The organism is Nocardioides sp. Z24_21 (genome assembly GCF_058134345.1).
On the sequence record NZ_JBYTTH010000007.1, the window covers coordinates 1 to 25,854 of the forward strand.

General features: G+C 73.2%; 21 protein-coding genes and 1 rRNA gene. 17 read left to right on the forward strand and 5 right to left on the reverse strand.

What is annotated here, in order from left to right; genetic code table 11:
• A 5S ribosomal RNA gene (gene rrf, locus AC3X7Z_RS18705) occupies window positions 1-70 on the forward strand; the annotation flags it as partial.
• Window positions 71-268: 198 nt separating this feature from the next.
• Window positions 269-667, forward strand: coding sequence for a single-stranded DNA-binding protein (locus AC3X7Z_RS18710; RefSeq protein ID WP_489976865.1), 399 nt, complete (start codon window positions 269-271; stop codon window positions 665-667).
• On the opposite strand, the gene AC3X7Z_RS18715 is transcribed toward AC3X7Z_RS18710, so the two are convergent.
• Window positions 642-1,760, reverse strand: coding sequence for a DUF1015 family protein (locus AC3X7Z_RS18715; RefSeq protein ID WP_489976866.1), 1,119 nt, complete (start codon window positions 1,758-1,760; stop codon window positions 642-644). The two genes, AC3X7Z_RS18710 and AC3X7Z_RS18715, sit on opposite strands and share 26 nt — an antisense overlap.
• Window positions 1,761-1,808: 48 nt before the next feature.
• Here AC3X7Z_RS18715 and AC3X7Z_RS18720 point away from each other — a divergent pair, with 48 nt between their 5' ends.
• Genes AC3X7Z_RS18720 through pyrG form a run of 8 tightly spaced genes read left to right on the forward strand, consistent with a single transcriptional unit; the run spans window position 1,809 to window position 10,393 of the window.
• The gene (locus AC3X7Z_RS18720) at window positions 1,809-2,828 is read left to right on the forward strand and encodes an HAD-IIA family hydrolase (protein ID WP_489976867.1); all 1,020 of its coding nucleotides are present in this window, start codon (window positions 1,809-1,811) and stop codon (window positions 2,826-2,828) included.
• 10 nt (window positions 2,829-2,838) lie between these two features.
• On the forward strand, window positions 2,839-3,024 hold the full coding sequence (locus tag AC3X7Z_RS18725) for a hypothetical protein (protein ID WP_489976868.1): 186 nt from the start codon (window positions 2,839-2,841) through the stop codon (window positions 3,022-3,024).
• A 6-nt stretch (window positions 3,025-3,030) separates the two neighbouring features.
• Window positions 3,031-3,870 (forward strand): TlyA family RNA methyltransferase, encoded by an 840-nt coding sequence (locus AC3X7Z_RS18730; RefSeq protein WP_186342284.1) that lies wholly within the window; start codon window positions 3,031-3,033, stop codon window positions 3,868-3,870.
• Window positions 3,867-4,817 carry an NAD kinase gene (locus tag AC3X7Z_RS18735; RefSeq protein WP_186342283.1) on the forward strand — a complete coding sequence of 317 codons (951 nt, stop codon included), beginning with the start codon at window positions 3,867-3,869 and terminating at the stop codon, window positions 4,815-4,817. The genes AC3X7Z_RS18730 and AC3X7Z_RS18735 overlap by 4 nt, the downstream gene beginning before the upstream one ends.
• The gene (recN, locus tag AC3X7Z_RS18740) at window positions 4,810-6,582 is read left to right on the forward strand and encodes a DNA repair protein RecN (RefSeq protein WP_186342282.1); all 1,773 of its coding nucleotides are present in this window, start codon (window positions 4,810-4,812) and stop codon (window positions 6,580-6,582) included. Before AC3X7Z_RS18735 ends, recN begins: the two co-directional genes overlap by 8 nt.
• Before the next feature lie 15 nt (window positions 6,583-6,597).
• A complete protein-coding gene (steA, locus tag AC3X7Z_RS18745; RefSeq protein ID WP_489976869.1) occupies window positions 6,598-7,797 on the forward strand; it encodes a putative cytokinetic ring protein SteA in 1,200 nt (399 codons plus the stop codon).
• The gene (locus AC3X7Z_RS18750; protein WP_489976870.1) at window positions 7,794-8,687 is read left to right on the forward strand and encodes a copper transporter; all 894 of its coding nucleotides are present in this window, start codon (window positions 7,794-7,796) and stop codon (window positions 8,685-8,687) included. The genes steA and AC3X7Z_RS18750 overlap by 4 nt, the downstream gene beginning before the upstream one ends.
• Before the next feature lie 11 nt (window positions 8,688-8,698).
• Window positions 8,699-10,393 carry a CTP synthase gene (gene pyrG / locus AC3X7Z_RS18755; protein WP_186342279.1) on the forward strand — a complete coding sequence of 565 codons (1,695 nt, stop codon included), beginning with the start codon at window positions 8,699-8,701 and terminating at the stop codon, window positions 10,391-10,393.
• Between the two features lie 66 nt (window positions 10,394-10,459).
• On the opposite strand, the gene AC3X7Z_RS18760 is transcribed toward pyrG, so the two are convergent.
• On the reverse strand, window positions 10,460-10,987 hold the full coding sequence (locus tag AC3X7Z_RS18760) for a hypothetical protein (protein ID WP_489976871.1): 528 nt from the start codon (window positions 10,985-10,987) through the stop codon (window positions 10,460-10,462).
• A gap of 164 nt (window positions 10,988-11,151) precedes the next feature.
• Here AC3X7Z_RS18760 and AC3X7Z_RS18765 point away from each other — a divergent pair, with 164 nt between their 5' ends.
• Window positions 11,152-11,739 (forward strand): pyridoxine/pyridoxamine 5'-phosphate oxidase, encoded by a 588-nt coding sequence (locus tag AC3X7Z_RS18765; RefSeq protein WP_186342278.1) that lies wholly within the window; start codon window positions 11,152-11,154, stop codon window positions 11,737-11,739.
• Window positions 11,740-11,844: 105 nt separating this feature from the next.
• The gene (locus AC3X7Z_RS18770) at window positions 11,845-12,465 is read left to right on the forward strand and encodes a CG0192-related protein (RefSeq protein WP_186342277.1); all 621 of its coding nucleotides are present in this window, start codon (window positions 11,845-11,847) and stop codon (window positions 12,463-12,465) included.
• 298 nt (window positions 12,466-12,763) lie between these two features.
• Here the strand turns inward: AC3X7Z_RS18770 and pepN are convergent, their stop codons facing one another.
• Window positions 12,764-15,211 (reverse strand): aminopeptidase N, encoded by a 2,448-nt coding sequence (gene pepN / locus AC3X7Z_RS18775; protein WP_489976872.1) that lies wholly within the window; start codon window positions 15,209-15,211, stop codon window positions 12,764-12,766.
• 56 nt (window positions 15,212-15,267) lie between these two features.
• On the opposite strand from pepN, the gene AC3X7Z_RS18780 reads away from it, so the two are divergent.
• The 4 genes from AC3X7Z_RS18780 to AC3X7Z_RS18795 all read left to right on the forward strand — a co-directional run bounded on the left by AC3X7Z_RS18780 (window position 15,268) and on the right by AC3X7Z_RS18795 (window position 21,155).
• Complete coding sequence (locus AC3X7Z_RS18780) at window positions 15,268-15,888, forward strand: NUDIX domain-containing protein (protein ID WP_186342275.1); 621 nt, start codon at window positions 15,268-15,270, stop codon at window positions 15,886-15,888.
• 76 nt (window positions 15,889-15,964) lie between these two features.
• A complete protein-coding gene (gene ald / locus AC3X7Z_RS18785; protein ID WP_489976873.1) occupies window positions 15,965-17,080 on the forward strand; it encodes an alanine dehydrogenase in 1,116 nt (371 codons plus the stop codon).
• A complete protein-coding gene (gene xerD, locus AC3X7Z_RS18790; protein ID WP_489976874.1) occupies window positions 17,077-18,009 on the forward strand; it encodes a site-specific tyrosine recombinase XerD in 933 nt (310 codons plus the stop codon). The genes ald and xerD overlap by 4 nt, the downstream gene beginning before the upstream one ends.
• Window positions 18,006-21,155, forward strand: coding sequence for an AfsR/SARP family transcriptional regulator (locus AC3X7Z_RS18795; protein WP_489976875.1), 3,150 nt, complete (start codon window positions 18,006-18,008; stop codon window positions 21,153-21,155). Before xerD ends, AC3X7Z_RS18795 begins: the two co-directional genes overlap by 4 nt.
• On the opposite strand, the gene AC3X7Z_RS18800 is transcribed toward AC3X7Z_RS18795, so the two are convergent.
• Together AC3X7Z_RS18800 and AC3X7Z_RS18805 are read right to left on the reverse strand one after the other, a co-directional pair.
• A complete protein-coding gene (locus AC3X7Z_RS18800) occupies window positions 21,139-21,966 on the reverse strand; it encodes an ABC transporter permease (RefSeq protein WP_489976876.1) in 828 nt (275 codons plus the stop codon). The genes AC3X7Z_RS18795 and AC3X7Z_RS18800 overlap by 17 nt on opposite strands.
• Window positions 21,963-23,012 (reverse strand): ATP-binding cassette domain-containing protein, encoded by a 1,050-nt coding sequence (locus AC3X7Z_RS18805; protein WP_489976877.1) that lies wholly within the window; start codon window positions 23,010-23,012, stop codon window positions 21,963-21,965. The genes AC3X7Z_RS18800 and AC3X7Z_RS18805 overlap by 4 nt, the downstream gene beginning before the upstream one ends.
• Before the next feature lie 120 nt (window positions 23,013-23,132).
• Between AC3X7Z_RS18805 and AC3X7Z_RS18810 the strand changes: the two genes are divergently transcribed.
• A complete protein-coding gene (locus AC3X7Z_RS18810; RefSeq protein ID WP_489976878.1) occupies window positions 23,133-25,730 on the forward strand; it encodes a DEAD/DEAH box helicase in 2,598 nt (865 codons plus the stop codon).
• Window positions 25,731-25,854: the final 124 nt, after the last annotated feature.

The following is a 25,854-nucleotide window of genomic DNA, read 5'->3' on the forward strand; positions in this document are numbered from 1 at the left end:
GGAAGTTAAGCCTTTCAGCGCCGATGGTACTGCAACCGAGAGGTTGTGGGAGAGTAGGACGCCGCCGGACATACATTGTGGAAGTGGGGTCACCTTCGGGTGGCCCCACTTCTGCATTTCATGGCATCGTCCGGAGCGCACTCGGCGCGTGCTGCCTGGCCGCTCACCGTCCACAGGCGGCCTGAGAACGGTGTCGTCCACAGCCGTTGCGACCACGGGTCCGCTGTTGTCCGTCCTCCCCGTCAGAGTCGGAGGCAGGAGGTGCATGGTGAGCACAGGACAGACGAGGGCCGCGGCCCGGAGCACGCCTGCCGGTTCGGACGAGGCGATCAACGAGGTACGACTGACGGGGCGGCTCAGCAGCGTCCCGATGACGGTCGAGCTGCCCAGCGGCGACAGCCTGGTGACCTTCCGGGTGTCGGTGGAGCGCCCGCCGGCGACGGGCAGGGTGAGCGGCTCCGCGTCGGGGCAGCGGGTCGACTCGATTCCCTGCACGGCGTGGACCGCGGTGCTGCGACGCCGCGTCGTGGGTTGGCGCCCGGGTGACGTCGTCGAGGTGGTGGGCGCCGTGCGGTGCCGGTTCTACCAGGCCGGCGGCGCGACGCGCTCGCGGGTGGAGGTCGAGGCGTCGTCGGGACGGATCATCCGTCGAGCACCGGCCGCATGATCACACCGAGGCTCGGCTTGGGCTGGAACGACGTCGCCTTCTCGGGCAGGAGCCCGCCCGACTCGACGAGGGCCTGCACCTGCTCGAAGTCCGGGCTCGGCAGCAGCACGCCGGGCGCCGCGGCCGACGTCGCGGCCAGCGCCTCGTCGACCGTGTGGTGGTGGTGGATGCGGCGCGGCGGTCGGGGCAGCCGGGGCAGCACGTGGTCGTGGAGCCAGGACACCGCGGCCTCGCGCTCGAGCCCGTCCGGCGCCACGGCGTACCAGGCGTCCCCGTCGGTGAGCACCATGTGAGTGCTGTCGAGGGCCCCGAGCGCCCGGGGGCGGGGCTGCTGCGTCACCGCGGCTCCCGCCCGGCGAGCCCCGTCGAGCAGCGCGTCGAGCCCGACGCCGGGCAGCGTGCGGTGGATGGCGCCGAGGAAGAGGGGAGTGTCGGCCTGGTCGACCAGCATCGCGAGTCCGGAGTCCCAGGGCGTGCCCGGGTGCTGCTCCTGCAGTCGGAGGTAGGCCGCGTAGCGGTGGTGGCCGTCGGCGAGGAGGCATCGGCTGTCGGCGATGAGGCTCCCGATCCGCGCGACGGTCGCGTCGTCGCGCACGGCCCAGAGCCGCTGTCGCTGTCCGGTGCGGTCGAGGTAGCGCCAGTCAGGCTCGGCTCGCGTGAGCTCGGCGACCAGCTCGCGGAGCTCGCGGCGGCCGTGGTGCACGAGAAGGATGGGGGCGGGGTTGAGGTCCATCTGCAGCATGCGGTCGGCCAGCTCGCCGGCCTGCTCGGGGTGGATCGCCTCGTGCGGCCACACCACCCGCTCCTCGAGCGTCTCCGCGCGGCGCGAGACGCGAAGGGCACCGACCAGTCCTCGCACGGTGAGGCCGCCGGAGGTGTACTCGTGGAGGTAGAGCGCGGGCTCGGTGTCGGCGCTCGCGTCACCACGGGCCATCCACTGCGTCAGCCGCCCCGCGACGTCGCGATAGGGTCGCGCCAGTGCTCGCGCGGAGGCGGGGTCACCCACGCGCGCCGGTGCCAGCATCACCGCCCGGAACGGGAGCAGCTCGAGGGGCTTCGCCACGTACGGAGGCACGACGGTGGCGGAGTCCATCGGAGCATCGTAGGGGGACGCTCGTCACAATCCGGAAAGGGGTGGACCATGCTCGAGGAGTCGACGACGCCGCTCGTGGAGGCGCACGACCTGGTCATGTTCGACCTCGACGGGGTGGTCTACGTGGGCACCGAGGCCATCGCGGGAGTCGCGGAGGCCATCGACAAGGTGCGCCAGGACGGGCGCCACGTGGCGTTCGTGACCAACAACGCCTCACGCACGCCTGAGCAGGTGGTCGACAAGCTCGTCGGGGTCGGGGTGGACGCCCATCCGTCGGACGTGGTCACGTCGGCACAGGCCGCGGCCCGGCTGCTCGTCGAGGAGCACGGCGCGGGCGCCCGCGTGCTGCTCCTGGGCGGCGAGGGTCTCCGGGTCGCACTGCTGGAGGCGGGTCTGGTGCCGGTCGACGACCCGGAGGGCGCGGTGGCCGTGGTGAGCGGCTACGGACCCGACGTGCGGTGGCGCGAGATCATGCGTGCGGCCACCCTGGTGCGCGGCGGGCTGCCCTACGTGGCCAGCAACGCCGACCTGACGATCCCCACCCCCTACGGACTCGCGCCCGGTCACGGCGTGCTCGTGCGCACGATCACCGGATTCGCCGGCGTCGACGCCGTGGTGGCGGGCAAGCCCGAGAAGCCGCTCATGGAGGAGACCGTGCTGCGCGCGGGTGGCGACCGGCCCCTGATGGTCGGCGACCGCCTCGACACCGACATCGAGGGCGCCCACGCGATCGACGCGCCCTCGCTGCTCGTGCTGACCGGGGTGACGTGGCTCGACGAGCTGGCAGCGGCTCCGCCCCGGCTCCGCCCGACCTACATCTCACCGACGATGGACGGGCTGTTCGAGACCCATCCGGCCCCCGCGGTGAGCGAGCGCGCCGCGGAGCTCGGCGGCTGGATGGCCCGGGTCGACAGGGGCCGACTGAGCGTGTCGGGCGAGGGGTCGGACGCCGACTGGTGGCGCGTCGCTGCCACCGCGTGCTGGCGTCACCTCGACGACAGCGGGAGCCCCGCCGACGTCACCGACACGACGCCGCCCGGACCCGTCCGGCGACTCGGCGCCGAGTAGGCTCGCGGCCATGAGCGAGGTGCCCGAGCACGAGCCGACCGGCGTCGAGGCCGTCGACCGCGTGCTGTCCGACGTGGCGGGGCTGGACGGGATCCCCGTCTCCGGCCACGTCGCCGTCTTCGAGCGGGCCCACGAACAGCTGCGGCGTGCGCTCGACGCCCGGCCCGACGCGCCCGGCGCCGACCCGGGCGCCTGAGCCACCGTGCCACCCAGACGCCTTCGCCTCGACCAGGAGCTCGTCAGGCGCGGCCTCGCCCGCTCGCGCGATCACGCCAGCGAGCTGGTGGCCGCCCGTCGGGTGACGGTGTCGGGGGCCGTCGCGACCAAGCCGGCGACCGGGGTCACCACCGACGTCGCGATCGTGGTCAAGGACGACCCGTCGTCGGTCGACTACGTCTCCCGGGGCGGGCACAAGCTCGCCGGCGCGCTGGCGGCGTTCGCCGAGCACGGCCTGACCGTCCGGGGCAAGCGGTGCCTCGACGCCGGCGCGTCCACGGGCGGCTTCACCGACGTGCTGCTGCGGGCCGGCGCGCGCGAGGTGGTGGCGGTGGACGTCGGCTACGGGCAGCTCGCGTGGTCGCTGCAGAGCGACGCCCGCGTGCAGGTCCACGACCGCACCAACATCCGTGAGCTGACCCTCGACGTGATCGGCGAGCCCGTCGACCTCGTGGTCGGTGACCTGTCCTTCATCTCCCTCGCCCTCGTCCTCGACCCGCTCCTGTCGGTCACGCGGGACGACGGCGCGCTGGCACTGATGGTCAAGCCGCAGTTCGAGGTCGGCAAGGACCGGGTCGGCAAGGGGGGAGTGGTCCGTGACCTGGCCCTGCGGGCCGAGGCGGTCACCACGATCGCCGACCTCGCCGCCGAGCGCGGGTGGGGTGCGGTCGCGGTCACGGTGAGCCCGCTCCCGGGCCCGTCCGGCAACGTCGAGTTCTTCCTGCTGCTGCGGCACGGGCCGGCGTCCGTCGGGGCGGACGAGATCCGCGCCGAGGTGGAGCGCGCCGGGTCGATGGGGGTGGCGGGTGAGAGGGTGGACCCGTGACCAGCAACAGCCCCCCGCGCCGTGTCCTGGTGCTGGCGCACACCGGCCGCCCCCAGGTGCACGACGTGGCCCGCGAGTGCGTGCAGACGCTCACGGCCCACGGGATCGGCGTACGCCTGCTTGCCGACGAGGCAGCCGACCTGGGCCTCGACGACTCCGACGTCCTCGTCGAGACCACCCGGGCCGACGACAGGCCGGGTGAGGGCTGCGAGCTGGCCCTGGTCATCGGCGGCGACGGCACCATCCTGCGGGCCGTGGAGCTGACCCACGAGACGAGCACCCCGCTGCTCGGCGTCAACCTCGGCCACGTCGGGTTCCTCGCCGAGGCCGAGCAGGAGGACGTCGCGTCGACGATCGCCGCGATCGTCGCGCGCGACTACACCGCCGAGGACCGGCTCAGCCTCGACGTGTGCGTGATGGTCGGCAAGGAGGTGCTGTTCTCCACCTTCGCGCTCAACGAGGCGAGCGTCGAGAAGGCGGCCCGCGAGCGGATGCTCGAGGTCGTCGTCGAGGTCGACGGGCGCCCGCTGTCCCGGTGGGGCTGCGACGGGGTCGTCTGCGCCACGCCCACCGGCTCCACCGCCTACAACTTCAGCGCCGGTGGACCGGTGGTGTGGCCCGAGGTCGAGGCCCTGCTGATGGTCCCGCTGAGCGCGCACGCGCTGTTCGCCCGCCCGATGGTGGTGGCGCCGACGTCGGTGCTCGCCGTCGAGGTGCTGTCCAACACCGAGGGCTCGGGCGTGCTGTGGTGCGACGGCCGGCGCACGGTCGACCTGCCGCCGGGCGCGCGCATCGAGGTGCGCCGCGGCGCCCGTCCGGTGCGCCTGGTCCGGCTCCACCACGCGCCGTTCACCGACCGGCTGGTGGCCAAGTTCGACCTGCCGGTCGAGGGCTGGCGTGGCGCCGCCGAGCGTCGCCGGCGCGACAACGGGGACCACGATGCTTGAGGAGCTGCGGATCAGCCAGCTCGGCGTCATCGAGTCGTCGACGCTCGAGCTCGGCCCCGGCCTCACCGTGATCACCGGTGAGACCGGCGCCGGCAAGACGATGGTCGTCACCGCGCTCGGCCTGCTGCTGGGCGGCCGGGCCGACCCGGGGGCCGTCCGCTCGGGGGCCAAGCAGGCCCGGGTCGAGGGGGTCGTCGCCGCGACCGCGCTTCCCGGCTTCCGCGGGGCCGTCGAGGACGCCGGCGGCGAGGTCGAGGACGGGCAGGTCGTCCTGGCGCGCAACGTCGCGGCGCAGGGACGCTCCCGGGCCTGGGTCGGTGGGGCCTCGGTCCCGGTGACCACGCTGGCCGAGGTGGCCGAGCCGCTGGTCGCCGTCCACGGCCAGTCCGACCAGCACCGCCTGCTCCGGCCCGGCGCGCAGCGCGCCTCGCTCGACCGGTTCGGCGGCGACGAGCTGGCCGCGACCGCCGCGGCCTACGCCGCCCGGTGGTCCGAGCTGGTCGTCACCGAGCGCACCCTGGCCGAGGTCGTCGGCTCCGCCCGCGAGCGGGCCCGGGAGGCCGACCAGCTGCGCTTCGGCCTGGGGGAGGTCGAGGCCGTCGACCCGAGGCCCGGCGAGGACGCGGAGCTCGCGGCCGAGGAGACCCGGCTCGGCTTCGCCGACACGCTCCGCACCGCCGCCGAGACGGCCCGAGAGGCGCTCTCGAGCGAGGAGGGCGCCCCCGACGCCCTCGCCACGACCAGCACGGCCCGACAGGCGCTCGAGGGTGTGCGCGAGCACGATCCGGCGGCCGGCGAGCTGGCCGACCGGCTCGCCGAGCTCGGCCACCTGCTGGTCGACGTGGCCGGCGACGTCGCGTCCTACGCCGCCTCCCTGGAGACCGACCCCGCGAGGCTGGCGGCCGTGTCGGAGCGCCGGGCGGCGCTGACCGCGCTGACCCGCAAGTACGGCGAGAGCATCGACGAGGTGCTGGCGTGGGCCGAGGACGGCGCCAAGCGGCTGCTCGACCTCGAGGACACCGGCGGGCGGATCTCCGAGCTCGAGTCGCGCCGCGACCGCATCCGCGCCGAGCTCGGCGAGCTCGCGTCCACGCTGAGCGCCCAGCGCACCGAGGCCGCCCGGCGGCTCGGCGTCGCGGTGAGCGAGGAGCTCACCTCGCTGGCCATGCCCCACGCCACGGTGACCGTCGCGGTGACGCAGCAGGAGACCCCCGCCCCGGAGACCCCCGCCGGCCCGCAGCTGCTGGTCGACGGGCGGTGGGTGCGCGCCGCGGCGCACGGGGTCGACGACGTCGAGCTCCTGCTCGCCGCCAACACCGGCGCCGAGCCGCGTCCCCTCCACAAGGGGGCGTCCGGCGGCGAGCTCTCCCGCGTGATGCTGGCGCTCGAGGTGTCGCTGGCGGAGACCGGGTCGGTGCCGACGTTCGTCTTCGACGAGGTCGACGCCGGCGTGGGCGGCAAGGCCGCCATCGAGGTGGGACGTCGACTCGCCGCGCTGGCCCGTGCCTCCCAGGTCCTCGTGGTCACCCACCTGCCGCAGGTGGCCGCCTACGCCGACCGCCACGTGGTGGTGCACAAGTCGAGCGACGGCACGGTCACCACGTCCGGCCTGGTCGCGCTCGGCGACGATGATCGCGAGCGTGAGCTGTCGCGGATGCTCGCCGGGCTCGAGGACTCCGAGAGCGCCCGCGCCCACGCCCGCGAGCTGCTGGAGGCCGCCGCGCCCGAGCGGGCGTGCCTCCCCGGGAGGCCGGGACCCGGCTGAGACCATGGCGGGGTCATGAAGTTCGCAGTCCGCACCCGCCAAGCCCCCGCCCTCCCCGGCGTCCACGGCCCCGCCCGCGTCCACCGGCGTACGGCGAGCGTGCTCGGTCGCCTGCAGCCGGGCGACGTCGCCGTCCTCGACCACCTCGACATGGACCGCGCCACCGCGCAGGCGCTGGTCGACGCCGGTGTCGTCGCCGTCGTCAACGCGAGCCCGATGATCTCGGGTCGCTACCCCAACCTCGGCCCCGAGCTGCTGGTCGAGGCCGGGCTCGCCGTCGTCGACAGCACCGGCTCCGAGGTCTTCGACCGCGTCAAGGACGGCGCCGCGCTGCGCGTCGACGGGGGAGCGGTGCACGTCGGCGACACCCTCGTGGCCGACGGCCGCGAGCTGACCGACGAGCTGGTCCGGGGCGAGATGGACCGTGCCCGCTCCGGCCTCACCGCCCAGCTGGAGAGCCTGACCCACAACAGCACCGAGTTCCTGCGCCGCGAGCAGGACCTGCTCCTGCACGGCCACGGCGTGCCGACCACCGCGACCGAGATGGCCGGTCGGCCCGTGGTCGTCGCCGTCCGCTCCCACGGCTGGGAGGACGAGCTGCGCGCCATCAAGCCGTTCCTGCGCGAGCAGCGGCCCGTCCTGGTCGGCGTCGACCGTGGCGCCGACGCCCTCGTCGGCGCGGGGCACCGCCCCGACGTCGTCGTCGTGACCGGTGGCTCCGACGACCTGCCCGCCGCCGCCGTCCTGCGCCGCGCCCGCGACGTCGTCGTGCTCGTCCAGCGCGGGGCCAAGCGCGACGTGACCGAGCCGTTCGAGCGGCTCGGCATCCGCGCGCTGCGCTTCGAGACCACCGCGACCACGCAGGACGCCGCGCTGCTGCTGGCCGCCGCCCACGACGCGGCCCTCATCGTCGGCGTCGGCATGCACGCCACGCTCGACGAGTTCCTCGACCAGCGCCGCGCCGGTCTGGCCAGCACCTTCCTGACCCGGCTCAAGCTCGGCCCCGACCTGGTCGACGCCGCCGCCGTCGCGCGGCTCTACGACGGCGCCGTACGACCGCGGCACCTGGCCGGGGCCATCGCCGCCGGCGTGCTCGCGCTCGCCGCCGCCGTGAGCGTCACCCCCGTCGGCCAGCAGTGGGTCGACGACGTGTCGCCCCGGGTCTCCGGCGCGACGACCGACCTGATCGACGACGTACGAGGAATGCTCCCTTGATCACCCTGCGCCACCACCTGCTCACCATCGTCGCCGTGTTCCTGGCCCTCGCGGCCGGGATCGTCCTGGGCGGCGGCCCGCTCTCCGACGTCGGTCCCACCGTCGCGACCGCCGCGGGAGACCGCGAGACCACACCCGCCGACGACCAGGCGCAGGTCGACTACACCGAGAGCTTCGTGTCGGCTGTGGGCCCGGCCACCGTCGGCGGCCGTCTCGCCGAGCGGTCGGTCGCCCTGGTGACGGTGCCCGGCGCCGACGAGCAGCTGGTGGGTGCGCTCGGCGAGCAGGTGACGGCCGCCGGTGGCACCGTGAGCGCCCGCTACGACCTCGCCGACGACCTCGTCGACCCCGCCCAGAAGTCGCTCGTCGACACGCTGGGCAGCCAGCTGCTGACCCAGCAGGCCGAGGGCGACGTCGCCGCCGACGCGTCGACGTACGACCGCCTCGGCCAGCTGCTCGGCCTCGCCGTGGCCTCCAAGGACGCGGAGGGCCAGGGCGTCAACGGCAAGGCGCGCGCGATCGCCGACGCCATCAGCGGGGCTGGCCTGATGGCCGAGCCGGGGGAGGTCGCCGAGCGCTCGCCGCTGGTGCTCCTCGTGCTCGGGACCGACGCCGAGGACGACGGGTCGGACGCCATCCTCGCCGGGCTCGCCCAGGGCCTCGCGGCTCAGGCGACCGGCGTGGTCGTGGTGGGGGTCACGGCCGACGGCGGCACCGGGCAGCTCGGCCGGTTCCGTGCCGACCCGGCCTCGGCGGGCGTCGCCAGCCTCGACGGCATCGACACCGCAGCCGGCCGGGTAGCGACGATCCTCACACTCCAGCGCTCGCTGACCGCGCCCGGTGGCGCCTTCGGTGCGTCGGGTGCCGACGGACCCGTCCCGCTCGGGTAGGATCGAAGCCCGTGAAGAGCCACACGCCGACCAAGCACGTGTTCGTGACCGGAGGCGTCGCCTCCTCCCTCGGCAAGGGGCTCACGGCCTCCAGCCTGGGCAACCTGCTCAAGGCGCGCGGCCTGCGCGTGACGATGCAGAAGCTGGATCCCTACCTCAACGTGGATCCCGGCACGATGAACCCGTTCCAGCACGGCGAGGTCTTCGTGACCAACGACGGGGCCGAGACCGACCTCGACATCGGCCACTACGAGCGGTTCCTCGACACCGACCTCAACCAGATCGCCAACGTGACGACCGGCCAGGTCTACTCGACGGTGATCGCCAAGGAGCGACGCGGCGACTACCTCGGTGACACCGTGCAGGTCATCCCGCACATCACCAACGAGATCAAGGACCGCATCCTCGCGATGGGCGGGCCCGACTTCGACGTGGTCATCACCGAGGTCGGCGGCACGGTCGGCGACATCGAGTCACTGCCGTTCCTCGAGGCCGCGCGCCAGACGCGCCACCAGATCGGGCGGGACAACTGCTTCTTCATCCACGTCTCGCTGGTGCCCTACATCGGGCCGTCCGGCGAGCTCAAGACCAAGCCGACGCAGCACTCCGTCGCCGCGTTGCGCTCGATCGGCATCCAGCCCGACGCGATCGTGTGCCGCGCCGACCGCGACCTGCCCGCCGGCATCAAGCGCAAGATCGCGCTGATGTGCGACGTCGATGACGAGGCCGTCGTCACGTGCGCCGACGCGCCGTCGATCTACGACATCCCCAAGGTGCTGCACCGCGAGGGCCTCGACGCCTACGTCGTGCGCCGCCTCGACCTGCCCTTCCGCGACGTGGACTGGACCGACTGGGACGAGCTGCTGCGCCGCGTCCACAACCCGTCGGAGGAGGTCACGGTCGCGCTGGTCGGCAAGTACATCGACCTGCCCGACGCCTACCTCTCCGTCAGCGAGGCGCTGCGCGCCGGCGGCTTCGCCCACGACGCCAAGGTCAACATCCGCTGGGTCGCCTCCGACGAGTGCCGCACCGAGGCCGGCGCCGCCCGGCACCTCGCTGACGTGGACGCCGTGCTGGTGCCCGGCGGCTTCGGCGTGCGCGGCATCGAGGGCAAGCTCGGCGCGCTCCACTACGCCCGCACCCACGGCATCCCGACCCTCGGGCTGTGCCTGGGCCTGCAGTGCATGGTCATCGAGTACGCCCGCAACGTCGCCGGGCTGACCAAGGCCGGGTCGACGGAGTTCGACCCCGACACCGTCGAGCCGGTGATCTCCACGATCGAGGAGCAGAAGAAGTTCGTCGACGGCGCGGGCGATCTCGGTGGCACCATGCGGCTGGGCCTGCAGAAGGCCGACCTCGCCGAGGGCAGCGTGGTGCGGGCGGCCTACGGCGAGGCGACGGTCGAGGAGCGCCACCGCCATCGCTACGAGTTCAACGACGCCTACCGCGACACCTTGGCGAGGGCGGGCATGGTCTTCTCCGGCGTCAACCCCGAGCTCGGCCTGGTCGAGTTCGTCGAGCTGCCCGCCGACGTGCACCCCTACTACGTCGCCACCCAGGCACACCCCGAGCTGCGCTCGCGGCCCACCCGCCCGCACCCACTCTTCGCGGGACTCATCGGGGCGGCCATCGAGCGCCAGCGCTCCGAGCGGTTCCCGCTCGACGAGTCCGGCCTGCGCCGCAAGGACGAGGCAGTCGAGGCCTGAGCCCCGGCCGGCCCGTGACCGGGCCGGATTCGGTCAGACGCACCTGCACCTGCGCCCGCGGGCGGATCAGCCGACGTTGACGTCGACCCGCGCAGTGACCCCGGCGTCAACCGATCCGACGTAGCCACCCAGCACGCCTACGAGCACCCCGATCACGACGAGTTGGCCGATGGGCGCACCTGCGCGGGCTGACGGACGCGTCTGCTGCCATGCGTACCAATCGCTGCGGCAGAACTTTGCGAGTCCGGCGAGAGCCCCGGCACTGGCAGTGAGCGCGAGCACCGCGGGGGCTGTCTGACCAAGGCCGTGGATCGAGACCAGATCGGCAAGACCGCCGATGAAACCCAGCGTCAGTAGGACCCAGGCAAGCACGATGCGGACGCGGCGGGCCCGGACGACGCCAGCGGACACGTAGCCGACCAGCAGGGCCCCGAGGATCATGGACAGGACCTGCGACGCTTCCTCGCCGACGCGACCTCCATGTCGGAGGACCAGGAGCACCTGGCCCGCCAGCGAGGCCCAGGCAAGCACCCAGATCGAACGAGGAAGTGGGGGCGTAGCGTCCAGCCGCTCGAATGCCCCTTCGGCGGTCACCGGGTCATCGTCGCACCCGGAGCGAGCACGCGCTGGCATCTGGTTTCGGACGTGCACGTGGGTTGCAGCGAACGATGCGAGCGGATCTTACGACGAGCGTGCGGGTGTGGCCTGTCCTGACTGCCGTCAGTCGTGCCTCCGGGTGCACGTGCGAACCTAGGATCATGGCCACGACGAGCGCGGAGGACATGCGCCGGATCCCCTCCCTGACCGGGACCGCACCCAGCATCGACCCGACTGATCTGCCTCCCGACCCCGTACAGCTCTTCCAGGAATGGCTGGACGTCGCCCTAGAGCAGGGTGTCGCCGAGCCGATCGCCGCTACGTTGGCAACCGTCGACGACGAGGGAGTCCCGGATGCCAGAACGCTGATCCTCAAGGCAGTCGACACCGAAGGCTGGGCGTTCGCTGGCGCCGCATCGTCGCAGAAGGGTCAGCAGCTCGAGAAGCATCCTTCGGCCGCGTTGAACCTGTGGTGGCAGCCGCTCGTGCGAGCCGTGCGTGCGCGCGGCCCTGTTGTCGAAGCATCCAGACGAGAGTGTGTCGCAGACCACGAAGCCCGCAGCGAGGCCGCCCGCGCCGGTGTCGATCCGCAGGACTGGAGGTTGTGGCGCATGGTCCCGTCTCGCGTCGAGTTCTGGCAGGGCTCTCCGGATCGCCGGCACCTGCGCATCATCTACACCTACGACGGAGCCTGGCACCTCGACATCTGGCGCGGTGAAGCCCGCCCAGGGTCTCCCTCCGAGCGCTAGCGGCCAGCAGTCGTTGTCCGCTGCCACGTGGCATGCGGGCGGAGGGACCCACGATCGTGGCGTCCGAGCGTCTGTGCCGAAGGTGGGGCGCCTATGGTCGTGGCCATGGCTCTCATCCACAAGGCGACCTTGAATCCGACCAAGCTGCAGCTGCTCGCCAGCTGGCTGCCGCGGCAGACCTGGGTCACCGACGTGACGGACCTCGAGCAGGTGGGCGCCTACAGGTTCGACGATCCGGCCGGCGTGGTGGGCATCGAGGCTCTCCTCCTGCAGTCTCGTGACGGCTCGGTGTTCCACGTCCCGTTGACCTACCGGGGGGCGCCGTTGGTCGGGGCCGAGGAGTTCCTCATCGGCACCACCGAGCACTCCGTGCTCGGAACGCGCTGGGTGTACGACGGGTGCGGCGACCCGGTGTGGGCGACGGCGCTCGCGACCGCTGTACTGACCGGCGGCACCCAGGCCGAAGAGCTCGTCGACATGGAGGGGCGCCTTCAACCACGGGCCGCCACCGCGGAGGTGCGGGGCAGCGGGAACCAGGGGACCCCCGTGGCGGAGGTGGAGGCGGTCAACTGCCGCGAGGAGGGCTCGACGACGGTCGTACGGACCGAACAGTTCGACCTGGTCGTCGTTCGCGTGATCGGAACCGAGGTAGCCGTCCAGCAGACGCTCACCGGCAGCTGGGCCCAGCACGGCCCGGCAGTGTTGGCCGGAGTTCGACCGATCTAGCGGACCCGGCGCTGGCTCCTCGACAGAGGGAACCTCCTGCGCGGAAGAGCCGGACTGTCCGCTCGAACCGTCGGCGCTGCATCCAGCAGGACGTAGCGCAACGCACGGTCGCAGATGTCCGCGCGAGGTGGGTCCACTGCTCGGCCGACGAACACCGACCATGAGCGCTCTTCTCCCTCCCCGAACACACAACCTCTGCGGATGTGGCATCCGCGAAGCTCTCCGCTGGGAGCTTGATCAGTTGGCCGTCGTACCGCGTGCCACGAACCCACGTGGACGAACAGCCGGAGCGCCCCGGTCAGAGGCGGCGGGCCTGCAGGATGCGGCTGAGGACGAAGGAGTTCGAGCGGAGCTGGTTGCGGGCGTAGGCGATCAGGGCGGTGTCCTCGGCGGCGTTCTCGGCGGCGGCGAGGAAGTCCTCGTCGCCGGCGCCGAGGGGGTACATCGCCCGGATGGTGAGGCCCTGGTTGAGCAGGCCGCCCTTGAGCGTGCGCAGCTCCTCGAGGTAGCGGTAGGTGTAGGGGGCGAGCAGCTCGGCCTGCCCGGGACGCCAGAACGTCGAGCCGAGCACGAGCGTCTCCCGGCTCGCGGGCACCGCGTAGTCGACGAAGAACGCCCGCCACACCTCCTCCTTGGCCTCGACGTCGGGACGGGCGGCGAGCACCGAGAGCCGACGCATCGCGGCGTCGGGGTCGGGGTCGGACTCGAGGAGCCGGCGCACGGCGTCCTCGTCGTAGTCGCCGAGCTCGGCGCGGCGCACCGCCATCCGCCACGCCAGGTCGAGGTCGGTCGCCTCCGCGGCGGCCGCCTCGAGCACGGCCCAGTGCGCGGCGGCGGAGGCTGACGCGGCCAGGGTGCGCAGCGCCGCCTGCCGGGCGTCGGGCAGGTCCACGAGGCCGACGACCGCGTCGGCCAGCGCGGCCAGGAGCGCGGGCGACTCGGCGGCCGGCGCCCACCGGTCGGCGACCTGCAGCGCTTGGGCGAGGAACGGCTCGATGAGCGCGGGGCTCGTCTCCGACGCCAGCGCCCGGGTCAGCGCGGCCGACACGTCGCGAGGGGCGACGTCGCCGAGCAGCAGCAGCTGGCCGGCGGTCGCCGCGACGAGGGCCCGGTCGAGCGGGTCCTCGAGCTGGTGGATGCGCTCGAGCATCAGGCGCAGGGACGTGTCGTCGGGCTTGACGGCGGCGAACGTGAAGTCGCCGGCGTTGACCAGGCGGAGGTCGCCGCCGGGGAGATCGACGGGCGTGCGCGGGCCGGTGACCTCGTGGGAGGAGCGACCGGCCGGCACGAGCGTGTCGCCCGAGGCGTCGAAGACGGCGATGTCGAGGTGGTGCGGCCGGGGGTCCTGGGTGCCGGGTGCCTGCACCACCAGCTCGCCGTCGGCCAGCGTGATGACGTCGGTGCCCGCCTCGTCGAGCCACGCCCGGGTCCAGGCGGACAGGTCGCGGCCCGAGGCCCGCGCGTAGCAGTCCATCAGGTCGTCGAGGCGGGTGTTGGAGAAGGCGTAGCGGCTGAAGTAGTCGCGCAGGCCCTCCACGAAGGCGTCCTCGCCGATGTAGGCGACGAGCTGGTGCAGGACGCTCTGGCCCTTGACGTAGGTGATGGCGTCGAAGTTGGACATCGCCGACGCCACGTCGGGCACGGCACCGCGGATCGGGTGGCTGGCCGGGCTCATGTCCATCTCGTAGGCGGTGCGCTTGGAGGCAGCGAGGAACGTGGCCCACTGCTCGGTGAACTCGCTGGCCGCGGCCATCCCCCAGTTGGCCGCCCAGGACGCGAAGGCCTCGTTGAGCCAGAGGTCGTCCCACCACTGCATGGTCACGAGGTCGCCGAACCACATGTGGGCCATCTCGTGAAAGATGAACTCCGCGCGCACCGCACGCTGCGCGTGGGTCGGGGGAGTGCGGAAGAGCTGGCCGTCGCCGTAGGTCACGCACCCCCAGTTCTCCATCGCGCCGCCCAGGTTGGGGACGAAGACCTGGTCGTAGCGCTCCTGTGGGAACGGGTAGCCGAAGCGCTCGCCGAAGAAGGCGAGGCCCTGGCGGGTGAGGGTCACCATCTCGTCGAGGTCGCGCTCGAGGATCGGCACGAGCGACTGGCGGCAGTAGAACCCCAGGTCGTAGCCGTCGTGCTGGCGGCGCACCTCGTGGAACGGGCCGGCGTTGACCACCACGACGTACGTCGAGAGCCGGGGCGTGTCGGGGTAGGTCCACACGCGCGCGTCGCCGGTCTCCGCGTCCACCACCGACTCCGGGGCACCGTTGGAGGTGACCAGCCACGACGACGGAGCGGTGACCACGAACCGGTGCGGGGCCTTGAGGTCGGGCTGGTCGAAGCACGCCCACACCCGCCGGGCCTCGTCGGGCTCGAGGCTGGTCCAGACGTAGACCAGCTTGTCGGTGGGGTCGACCGTGCGCAGGACGCCCTCGCCGGTGTCGGTGTTGGTCGTGCTCGCCTCGACGACCAGCACGTTGTCGGCGGCCAGCGCGGGCAGCGGCAGCCGGCCGTCGGCGGCCGCGGACACGTCGATGTCGTGGCCGTTGAGGCTCGCTCGCGCCACGTCCATGGCGACGTCCACGAAGGTCGTGGCGCCGGGCTCGGAGCAGGTGAACGTGATGGTGCTCGTCGACCGCCACACCTCGCCCTCCAGCAGGCCGGTCATGTCCACGTCGATGTCGTAGCGCTGGACCTCGAGGAGGTCGGACCGGGTCTGCGCTTCGTCCTTGGTGAGCGTCGCCAACGTCATGGGCCGAACCTACTCACCCACCCGTCGACGTCGCCGCCTGGGCTAGCGTCTGGCGCATGGGAGACCGGAACGGGGACGACGGACCGCAGGAGCTCGCCGACCGGCCGATGGCGTGGCCGGTGGTGTCGAGCCACTACCTGCACCGCGACGACTGGGTGGTGGCGCTGCGCGAGGACATGATCACCCGCCCGGGGCACTCCGAGGAGTTCAGCCGGATCAGCCTCGAGCACCCCGGTGCGGTCGTGGTGCTGGCGGTGGACGACGACGAGCGGGTGATGTGCCTGCGGCAGTACCGCCACACGAGCGGGCGGGAGTTCGTCGAGCTGCCGGCGGGACTGCGCGACGCGGGCGACGAGCCGGCCGTGGAGACCGCGAAGCGCGAGCTGCGCGAGGAGGTCGAGCTCGAGGCCGCCCACTGGCAGCAGCTGCTGAGCACGTTCTCCAGCGCCGGCATCAGCAACGAGGTGCACGACATCTTCCTGGCGCGCGGGCTCTCGCACGCCCCGCGAGGCGACTTCGCGATGGAGCACGAAGAGGCCGAGATGGAGCACTTCTGGGTGTCGATGGCCGATCTCCTCGACGCCGTCCTCGACGGCCGCGTGCGGCAGGGCCCGCTGGTCCAGGCGGTGCTCGCCTACGACGTGCTGAAGCGTCGGGGAGTCCTGACGGCCCCGTAGGCCGCCTCGGGAGTAGTCTCGCCCACGCTGTGAGGCGGCCCACGCCGTGAGGCCCCGGATCCCGGAGGAGCAAGGCATGAAGGTCGGCGTCCCCAAGGAAGTCAAGAACCGCGAGTATCGCGTGGCTCTGACCCCCATCGGTGTCCACGAGCTGGTCCAGCACGGTCACGAGGTGATGATCGAGCGGGGCGCCGGGAGCGGCTCGCAGATCCCCGACGAGGAGTACGTCGCCGCGGGGGCGCGGATGCTCGAGACGGCCGACGACGTGTGGGGCGCCGCCGACATGGTGCTCAAGGTCAAGGAGCCGGTCGCCGAGGAGTACGCGCGGATGCGCGACGGCCAGACCCTCTTCACCTACCTCCACCTGGCCGCCGACAAGCCGCTGACCGAGGAGCTGCTGCAGCGCCGGGTGACGGCCATCGCCTACGAGACGGTCCAGTTGCCCTCAGGTGGGCTGCCGCTGCTCTACCCGATGTCGGAGGTCGCCGGCTGCCTCGCGCCGCAGGTCGGCGCGCACGCGCTGCTGAAGGCCAACGGCGGTCGCGGGGTGCTGATGGGCGGCGTGGGCGGTGTCGCCAACGCGAAGGTCGTGATCATCGGCGCGGGCGTCTCGGGGCAGAACGCCGCCAACATCGCGCTCGGGATGGGCGCGGACGTGACGCTGCTCGACACCGACCTCGACAAGCTGCGGATGTCGTTCTGGCGCTACAACAACCGGGTGCACGGCCTGGCGTCGTCCAAGCTGGCGATCGAGCAGCAGGTGATGGAGGCCGACATGGTCATCGGCGCGGTGCTGATCCCCGGTGCGGCGGCGCCGAAGCTGGTCAGCAACGACCTGGTGGCGCGGATGAAGCCCGGCTCGGTGCTGGTCGACATCGCGATCGACCAGGGCGGCTGCTTCGAGGACTCGCACGCCACGACGCACGACGACCCGACCTACGAGGTGCACGACTCGGTGTTCTACTGCGTGGCCAACATGCCGGGCGCGGTGCCCAACACCTCGACGTACGCGCTCACCAACGCGACGCTGCCCTACGCGGTGGCGCTGGCCGACAAGGGGTGGGAGCGGGCGCTGCGCGAGGACCCGAGCCTCGTCCACGGCCTCAACACCCACGCCGGGAAGCTCACCAACGCACCGGTCGGCGACGCCGTCGGCATCGAGTCGGTGGCACCGGAGACAGTCCTCGGGTGAGCCCCGGGGCGCCGCTGGGCCGCGCGGTCCGCACCTACCTCGACCACCTCGCGGTCGAGCGCGGGCTGGCGGCCAACACGCTCAGCTCCTACCGGCGCGACCTGAGCCGCTACGTCGAGTTCCTCGCCGGCCAGGGCATCGAGGAGCTCGACGCGGTCACCGAGGCGACCGTCGTCGCGTTCCTGGTCGGCCTGCGCGAGGGCAGCGACACCCACCCCCCGCTGGGCGCGTCGTCCGCGGCGCGCACCGTGGTCGCCGTGCGCGGCTTCCACAAGTTCGCCGTCTCCGACGGTCTCGCCGCTGGCGACCCGGCGGCGGCGGTCAAGCCGCCGACCCCGGCCAAGCGGCTGCCCAAGGCGCTCCCGCTGTCGGACGTCGAGGCCATCCTCGAGGCGGCCGGGGCGCCCGGCACGGCGCTGGCCCTGCGCGACCGCGCGCTCCTCGAGCTGCTCTACGGCACCGGTGCCCGCATCTCCGAGGCGGTCGGGCTCGACGTCGACGACCTCGACCAGCACGACGGCACGGTGCTGCTGCGCGGCAAGGGCGGCAAGGAGCGGCTGGTGCCGGTCGGCGGCTACGCCCGAGAGGCCGTGGCGGCCTACCTCACGCGCGCGCGCCCGGAGCTGGTCGGCACCGGCAAGGGCGGCCCGGCGATGTTCCTCAACTCCCGCGGCGGTCGCCTGTCGCGGCAGAGCGCCTGGGCGGTGCTGGTGAAGGCCGCCGAGCGGGCGGGCGTCACCGCCTCGGTGTCGCCGCACACCCTGCGGCACTCGTTCGCGACGCACCTGCTCGACGGCGGCGCCGACGTCCGCGTGGTGCAGGAGCTCCTGGGCCACGCGTCCGTCACCACGACGCAGGTCTACACGCTGGTCACCGTCGACAACCTGCGTGAGGTCTTCGCGACCGCCCACCCGCGAGCGCGCGAGTGACCACGGGGGAGCGCGTCCGGCTGCGGCTGCTCGGGGCGCCGTCGTGGGACGACGCCCCTGTCGTGGGGGCCCGCCCGCACGCGCTGCTGGCCGCGCTGGTGCTCGAGCCGCGCGGCCTGAGCGTGGCGCAGCTCGTCGACCAGGTCTGGGAGGACGACCCGCCCGCCGCCCCCGGCAAGGCGCTCCAGGTCATCGTCTCGCGGCTGCGGGCCGCGACGGCGCCGGAGGTCGTCGAGCTGACCGAGACCGGCTACCGGCTCGGCGTCGACGCCGCTGAGGTGGACGTGCTGGCACTGGGTCTCGCGGTCTCGGAGGCGCGGGAGGCCCTCCGCGCCGGTGACGCGGTGCGGGCGGCCGAGCTGGCCGAGTGGGCGCGGGCGTGGCCCGAGCCCGCGACCGACGACGCGCCCGGACCACTGGCCCGGCTCAGGTCCCTGGCAGCCCGGACGCTCGACGCCGCCGACGACCTCCTGGGACGGGCCCTGGCCCGCCAGGGCCGCCACGCGGAGGCGGTGCCGCTGCTGGAGGCGGCCGCCGCTCGGTGGACCGACGAGTCCGGCGTGCTGGTCGACCTGCTCCGCAGCATCGCGGCCGTCGGTGGGCCCGCGGTCGCGCTCGGCCGCTACGAGGACTACCGCCTCGACCTCGCCGAACGCCTCGGCGTCGACCCCGCGCCCGAGCTGCAGCGGCTGCACCGCGAGCTGCTGGCCGCCGACGACCCGGTGCGCACCGGGCTGAGGTACGACGGCGCCGGGCTCCTGGGCCGCGAGCAGGACCTGGCCCGGCTGCGCTCGGCGCTGGCGGCGTCGCGGCTGGTCACGGTGCTCGGTCCCGGGGGCATCGGCAAGACCAGCATCGCGCAGGTGCTGGCCCGCGAGTCCGTGCTGCCCCACGTGCACGTCGTCGAGCTCGTCGGCGTGGGCGCCGGCGACGACGTCGTGGTCGCGGTCGGCGCGGCGCTCGGCGTGCGCGGGTCGGTGACGACCCGCCTCGCGCTCACGCCGGCCGAGCAGGCCGACGTCCGCAGCCGCTTGGCGCAGGAGCTCGACTCCGGGCCGACGCTGCTCGTGCTCGACAACTGCGAGCACGTGCTCGAGCCCGTCGCGTCCCTCGTGGCGTTCCTGCTGGCGACGACCCGTGACCTCCAGGTGCTCGCCACGAGCCGCGCCCCGCTGCGGCTGGCCGCCGAGCGCGTCGTGCCGCTGACCCAGCTCTCGCCCGACGACGCCCGCGAGCTGTTCGTGCGGCGCGCGTCGGCCACCCGGCCCGACGCGGTGCTCGACCCGGCCATCGTCGGCGATGTGGTCGACCGGCTCGACGGACTGCCGCTCGCCGTCGAGCTCGCCGCCGCGCGGGTCCGCACCATGACCGTGCCTGAGGTGGCCGCGGCGCTCGACGACCGCCTGACCGCGCTGAGCAGCCGGGAGCGGAGCACCCCCGACCGCCACCGCACGCTGGCCGCGGTGATCGGCTGGTCGTGGGACCTCCTCACGGCCGCTGAGCAGCGGGCACTGGCGTGGCTGTCGGTGTTCCAGGACGGGTTCGACCGAGCGGCGGCGACCGCCGTCCTCGGCCGCGACGGCCCCGACCTCGTCGACGCGCTGGTGGAGCAGTCGATGCTCGTCCTCGTCGACGACGGCGCGACCGCGCGATTCCGGCCGCTCGAGACGATACGTGAGTACGCCGCCGCCGAGCTGGCCCGGCGCGGCGAGACCCCCGAGGCCCTGGACGCGCTGCACGGATGGGCCGCACACCTCGCCGCACGGTGTCGCGACCTCGTCGTCTCCGACGAGCAGGTCGCGCAGGTCGACCTCCTCGTGCGGGAGCAGAACAACCTCACCGACGTGCTGCGCCGGGCCTTGACCATCGGCGACCGCCCTCTCGTGGCCCGGATGGTCGCGCTGCTGGGCAGCCTGTGGACCATCACCGGCGACCAGCCGAAGATCTTCGCCGTCTGCGACGCGGCCGTCGAGGTGCTGTCGGGCTGGGACGTCCCCGACGAGGCGCGCCACGACGCCCTCGAGGCGGCGGGCGTGCTGCTGGTCCACGTGACGTGGGTCCCCGGCGTGGAGGTGGGCGGGCTCTGCGACCTGCTGACCCGCGGGGAGCCGCCCGCGGGCGCGTGGGGGCTGATCGGCCGCACCGTGCTGCAGGTCGACGAGGACACGCCCGCCCGGCTCGCGCGCGTCGCGGCGGAGCAGACCGGGGCCGGCCTCGCCGGCGCGCTGCTGATGTGGGCGAGCATCGTCGCGGAGAACGCCGGCGACGTCGACGCCGCGCGCGCGTACGCCGAGCAGGCGCTGCGGCACCGGCTCTCGGTCTTCCTGCGGGCGTCCGTGCACGCCGAGCTCAGCCAGCTCGCGATGACCGCGGGCGCGCACCATGAGGCCGCGCGGCACGCCGCCGTCGCGTGGCCGCTGCTCGAGCAGATCCACTCCGTCACCGACTCCTACAGCCTCCAGGTCGCCACCGCCCTGTCACCGCTGCTGGACGGCGACGTCGCGGGGGCCGTCGCGGTCCTCGACGCCGTCGGACCACCGGGTGGCGCGGCCGCGCAGATCGGTGCCCGGGTGGCGTGGCAGGCCGCCCAGGCCGAGGTCGCCCTCGCCCGGGGTGACGGCGCCGAGGGGATCCGGCGCTACGACGCGCTCGTCGACATGGTCGTCGACGCGGACAGCGGGCCGGCCGTGTCGCCGTGGGCGCCGATGATCTCCGCGGCCGCACTGGTCTGCCGTGCGCGTCACGGCACCGGGGCCGCGGACCCCGTGGCCGACGAGCTGCGCGACCGGGTCGTCGGACCGGGAGGCCGGACCCCACCGGGCACGCTGTGGTTCACCGACCTGCCGCTCAACGGCGTCCTGCTCATCGCGCTCGGCGCGTGGGTGGTCCGCTGGGGTCCGCCCGACCAGCGCTCGGACGGCATGTTCCTGCTCGCCGTGGCGCACCGATGGGCCTACAACCGCAGCGTGCCGGTGATGGCGTGGGAGTCGATGGTCGCCCTCGCCGACGCCGCGGAGCCCGGGCGGCTCGGCCGCCTCGTCGGCGAGCTGGCCGACCGCCCGGGACCGGAGCTCGTGCCCGAGGCGGCCGCAGCCGTCGACCGGCTGCGGCGCGCCTGGGCGGGCGGGGTCACGTCCTCCGGCTGAACGCCCGCACGGCCAGCGGGGCGAACACCGCGATCAGCACGGCGCAGCCCAGCAGCGCCCAGGCGACGTCGGTGGTGACGGCGCCGTCGTTGGCCAGGTCGCGGATCGCGCTGATCACCAGCGACACCGGGTTGACCTCGGCGAACGCGCGCAGCGGCCCGGGCATCGTCTCGGTGGGCACGAACGCGTTGGACAGGAACGTCAGCGGGAACATCACCAGCAGCGAGATGCCCTGCACGCCCTGGGCGTTGCGGCCGAGGATCCCGAAGAGCGTGAAGATCCACGCGAGCGACCAGCCGGCCAGCATCGCGAGCAGCACCGCGCCCGCGACCCCGGCGACGCCGCCGCCGGGCCGGTAGCCGATGGCGATGCCGACCCCGAAGGTCAGCACCGAGGCGATGAAGTAGCGCACCAGGTCGGCCACCATCGGCCCCGCCAGCGGTGCGATGCGCGAGATCGGCAGCACCCTGAACCGGTCGAACACCCCGGTGTCCATGTCGGTGCGCAGCTGGACCCCGGTGGCCACGCACGCGGTCAGCACGGTCTGCCCGATCAGCCCCGGGATGATGAGCGGGAGATAGCTGTCGACGTCGCCTGAGATGGCGCCGCCGAAGATGTAGGCGAACATCGCGGTGAAGACCAGCGGCTGGATGGTGACGTCGAACATCACCTCGAGGCTGCGCTGCATCTTCTTGGTCGCCCGCCACGCGAGGGTCATGGTCTGGCTGATCGTGTCGGCCACGCCGACGCGCTCCGTGGTGGGACCCGCGGTGGGGCCGGCGGCGGGCTCGGGCAGGGTCGCGGTGCTCATCGGGCGGTCTCCATCTCGCTGGTCTCGTCTGTCTCGTCGGTCCGGTCGCCGCGCTCGTCCTGCGCCCCGGCCGGGGTGTCGTGGGTGTCGTGGCCGGTGAGGGCGAGGAACACCTCGTCGAGCGAGGGCTTCTGCACGGTCACCGACTCGATGGCGACCCCGCGGTCGCGGAGCGAGACGAGGACGTCGACGCTCTGGTCGGTGCGGGCCAGGGGCACGTTGACCCGCCGGGACTCCGGGGTGAGCACGGCCTCCTCGCCGAGCAGGCGGAGGGTCTCCTCGGCGACGACCGCGAGGTCGGCGTGGTCGGCGAGCTGCAGCTGCAGGGTGGACTGGCCCACCGACGACTTCAGCTCGTCGGAGGTGCCCTCGGCGACCTTGCGCCCGCGGTCGATCACCGCGATGCGATCGGCCAGCTGGTCGGCCTCGTCGAGGTACTGCGTGGTCAGCAGCACGGTGCAGCCGTCGCGCACCAGGTCGCGGACGGTGTCCCACACCTGGCCGCGGGTGCGCGGGTCCAGGCCGGTGGTCGGCTCGTCGAGGAAGATCACCGGCGGCCTGGTCAGCAGGCTCGCGGCCAGGTCGAGGCGGCGGCGCATGCCGCCTGAGAAGGCCGAGATCGGCTTGCTCGCGGCCTCGACGAGGTCGAACTGCTCGAGCAGCTCGGCCCCGCGGGCGCGGGCCTCGGTGCGCCCGAGACCCTGCAGCCGGGCGAAGAGCCAGAGGTTCTCGGTGGCGGTCAGGTTCTCGTCCACCGAGGCGTCCTGGCCGGTGACGCCCAGCGTGCGACGCACGGCGTGGGGTGCGGTGCGTACGTCGTGGCCCAGGATGCTCGCCTCGCCCTCGTCGATCGTCAGCAAGGTCGCGAGCATCCGCATCATGGTCGTCTTGCCGGCGCCGTTGGGGCCCAGCACGCCGAACACCTCGCCGCGCTGCACCCGGAGGTCGATGCCGTCGACCGCGCGCTGGTCGCCGAACCGCTTGACGAGGCCGGTGGCGGAGACGGCGGGTCCCGGCGCGGAGGGGGAGTCATGTGGTGTGGTCATGACGGCCACGATCGACGCGCGCGGTTTCACGGCGGTTGCATGCCGGCCGCGCCCACGAAACCGGCACCGGGCGCGCGCCCCCGCGAGCGTCGACGCGTGCGCGGATGGTTGGATCGAGACATGCCGGACCCAGTGCGCCTCGACACCCGGGTCCCCACGGGCGCCGACCCGGACACGGTCTACGACGCCTTCACGGGCTGGGTCGCCGACCGTGGGCTGGAGCTCTACCCCCACCAGGACGAGGCGGTCATCGAGGTCCTCGACGGCAACCACGTCATCCTCGCGACCCCGACGGGGTCGGGGAAGTCGCTGGTGGCGATCGGCGCCCACCTGGCGGCGCTCGCGCGCGACGAGGTGAGCTTCTACACCGCGCCGATCAAGGCGCTCGTCAGCGAGAAGTTCTTCGCGCTCATCGAGGTGTTCGGCGCCGACAACGTCGGGATGCTGACCGGGGACGCCGCGGTCAACCCCGACGCGCCCATCATCTGCTGCACCGCGGAGGTGCTCGCCAACATCGCGCTGCGCGAGGGACGCTCGGCCGATGTCGGCCTCGTGGTGATGGACGAGTTCCACTTCTACTCCGAGCACGACCGGGGCTGGGCGTGGCAGGTGCCGCTGCTCGAGCTGGTCGACGCGCAGTTCCTGCTGATGTCGGCGACGCTGGGCGACGTCTCGTTCTTCGTCGAGGACCTCCAGCGGCGCACGGGTCGCGACACCGCGGTCGTCGACGACGCCGAGCGGCCGGTGCCGCTGAGCTTCCGGTGGTCGATGGAGCCGCTCGACGACACCCTCGAGGAGCTCGTCGTCACCGGCCAGGACCCGGTCTACGTCGTCCACTTCACGCAGGCGGCCGCCGTGGAGCACGCGACCAACCTGCTGCGGCGACCGCTGAAGAAGGTGGACAAGGACGCCATCGCCGAGCGCATCGGCGCCTTCCGGTTCGGGGCGGGCTTCGGCAAGACGCTGTCGCGGATGGTGCGCAACGGCATCGGGGTGCACCACGCCGGCATGCTGCCGAAGTACCGCCGCCTGGTGGAGACGCTCGCCCAGGCCGGGCTGCTGCGCGTCATCTGCGGCACCGACACGCTCGGCGTCGGGATCAACGTGCCGATCCGCACCGTGCTGTTCACCGGCCTGGCGAAGTTCGACGGCAACCGGCAGCGGGTGCTCCGCACGCGCGAGTTCCAGCAGATCGCCGGCCGCGCCGGGCGGGCGGGCTACGACACCGCCGGCCACGTCGTCGTCCAGGCTCCCGAGCACGTCATCGAGAACGAGCAGGCCAAGGCCAAGTCGGCCGCACGCGTCGCCGCCGGCAAGAAGAAGTCGAAGGCGCAGCTCAAGAAGCCGCCCGAGGGCACGGTCGTGTGGACCGAGCAGACCTTCGACAAGCTGGTGGCCGGGGTGCCGGAGCGGCTGACCAGCCGGATGAAGGTCGACAACTCGATGCTGATCAACGTCCTGACCCGCGAGGAGGACGCGTTCTCGGTGCTCCGGCGGCTCCTCACCGACAACCACGAGGACCGTCGCGGGCAGCTGCGCCTGGCCCGGCGGGCCCTGCGCCTGTCGCGCTCGCTCGTGCGTACGGGGATCGTGACCCGCCTCGACGAGCCCGACGAGCACGGCCGGCGTCACGTGCTCACCGTCGACCTCCCCGACGACTTCGCGCTCAACCAGCCGCTCGCCCACTTCGCGCTGGCCGCCTTCGACGTGCTCGACCCCGAGTCCGAGACCTACGGCCTCGACGTGGTGTCGGTGGTGGAGGCCGTCCTGGAGGCACCGCGCCAGATCCTGATGGCCCAGCAGCACGCCGCCCGCGGCGAGGCCATCGGGGAGATGAAGGCCGACGGCCTGGAGTACGACGAGCGGATGGCGCTGCTGGAGGAGATCACCTGGCCCCAGCCGCTGCGCGAGCTCCTCGAGGCCCTCTACGAGACCTACCGGCAGACCCACCCGTGGCTGCCCGACGACGCACTCGGCCCCAAGTCGATCGTCCGGGAGATGTGGGAGCAGGGGATGGGGTTCACCGACTTCGTCGGTCGCTACCAGCTCGCCCGCTCCGAGGGACTCGTGCTGCGCTACCTCACCGACGCCTACCGGACGCTGCGGCAGACCGTGCCCGAGTCGCACCGTGCCCCCGAGGTGGAGGACGTCATCGAGTGGCTCGGCGAGACCGTGCGCCAGACCGACTCCTCGCTGCTCGACGAGTGGGAGGCGCTGGCCGACCCCGACCACGCCTCCTCGTCCGTCGCGCACCACGAGCCGCCGCCCCCGCCGCGCCCCCTCTCGCGCCAGGAGCGGCCGTTCCGGGTGATGGTGCGCAACGCGATGTGGGCGCGGGTGGACGCGGTCTCCCGCGACGACCTCGACGGTCTCGTACGCCTCGAGCGCGCCGCCGCCGACCGCACCGACCCGCCGCGCGAGGTGGTCGTCGGCCGGTCGGCGTGGGACGCCGCGCTGGAGGACTACTACGCCGAGCACGACCGGGTCCTCACCGATGGCGACGCGCGCGGTCCGGACCTGCTGGTCGTGGGGGAGGAGCGCGTCGGCGAGCCCGTCGGCGCCGAGGAGGGCACCACGGCCCGGGTCCGCGACGTACGCCAGACCATCCACGACCCCGAGGGGCACCACGACTGGGTGATCGAGGCGAGGGTGGACTGCGACGCCACCGACAGCGCCGGCGAGCTGGTGATCGCGACCGTGGCGATGAGGCGGCTGTGAGTCCGTCCCCGTGGGCCGCGTAGAGTCCCGCGCGGTGCAGGCCGGGACCGTCTCGGAACTGGTGCGACAACTGTCGACGTGTCGACAAAGTCGCGGGCGTGCGACGTGGTCCAATCGAGCGGTA

Excerpts from the sequence above, each read along its gene's own strand:
- steA (WP_489976869.1), top strand. The coding sequence starts at position 6,598 with ATGAAGTTCGCAGTCCGCACCCGCCAAGCCCCCGCCCTCCCCGGCGTC.
- AC3X7Z_RS18725 (WP_489976868.1), top strand. The coding sequence starts at position 2,839 with ATGAGCGAGGTGCCCGAGCACGAGCCGACCGGCGTCGAGGCCGTCGAC.
- AC3X7Z_RS18805 (WP_489976877.1), bottom strand. The coding sequence starts at position 23,012 with ATGACCACACCACATGACTCCCCCTCCGCGCCGGGACCCGCCGTCTCC.
- pepN (WP_489976872.1), bottom strand. The coding sequence starts at position 15,211 with ATGACGTTGGCGACGCTCACCAAGGACGAAGCGCAGACCCGGTCCGAC.
- AC3X7Z_RS18810 (WP_489976878.1), top strand. The coding sequence starts at position 23,133 with ATGCCGGACCCAGTGCGCCTCGACACCCGGGTCCCCACGGGCGCCGAC.
- ald (WP_489976873.1), top strand. The coding sequence starts at position 15,965 with ATGAAGGTCGGCGTCCCCAAGGAAGTCAAGAACCGCGAGTATCGCGTG.
- recN (WP_186342282.1), top strand. The coding sequence starts at position 4,810 with ATGCTTGAGGAGCTGCGGATCAGCCAGCTCGGCGTCATCGAGTCGTCG.
- AC3X7Z_RS18780 (WP_186342275.1), top strand. The coding sequence starts at position 15,268 with ATGGGAGACCGGAACGGGGACGACGGACCGCAGGAGCTCGCCGACCGG.
- AC3X7Z_RS18770 (WP_186342277.1), top strand. The coding sequence starts at position 11,845 with ATGGCTCTCATCCACAAGGCGACCTTGAATCCGACCAAGCTGCAGCTG.
- AC3X7Z_RS18800 (WP_489976876.1), bottom strand. The coding sequence starts at position 21,966 with ATGAGCACCGCGACCCTGCCCGAGCCCGCCGCCGGCCCCACCGCGGGT.
- AC3X7Z_RS18765 (WP_186342278.1), top strand. The coding sequence starts at position 11,152 with ATGGCCACGACGAGCGCGGAGGACATGCGCCGGATCCCCTCCCTGACC.
- AC3X7Z_RS18715 (WP_489976866.1), bottom strand. The coding sequence starts at position 1,760 with ATGGACTCCGCCACCGTCGTGCCTCCGTACGTGGCGAAGCCCCTCGAG.
- AC3X7Z_RS18720 (WP_489976867.1), top strand. The coding sequence starts at position 1,809 with ATGCTCGAGGAGTCGACGACGCCGCTCGTGGAGGCGCACGACCTGGTC.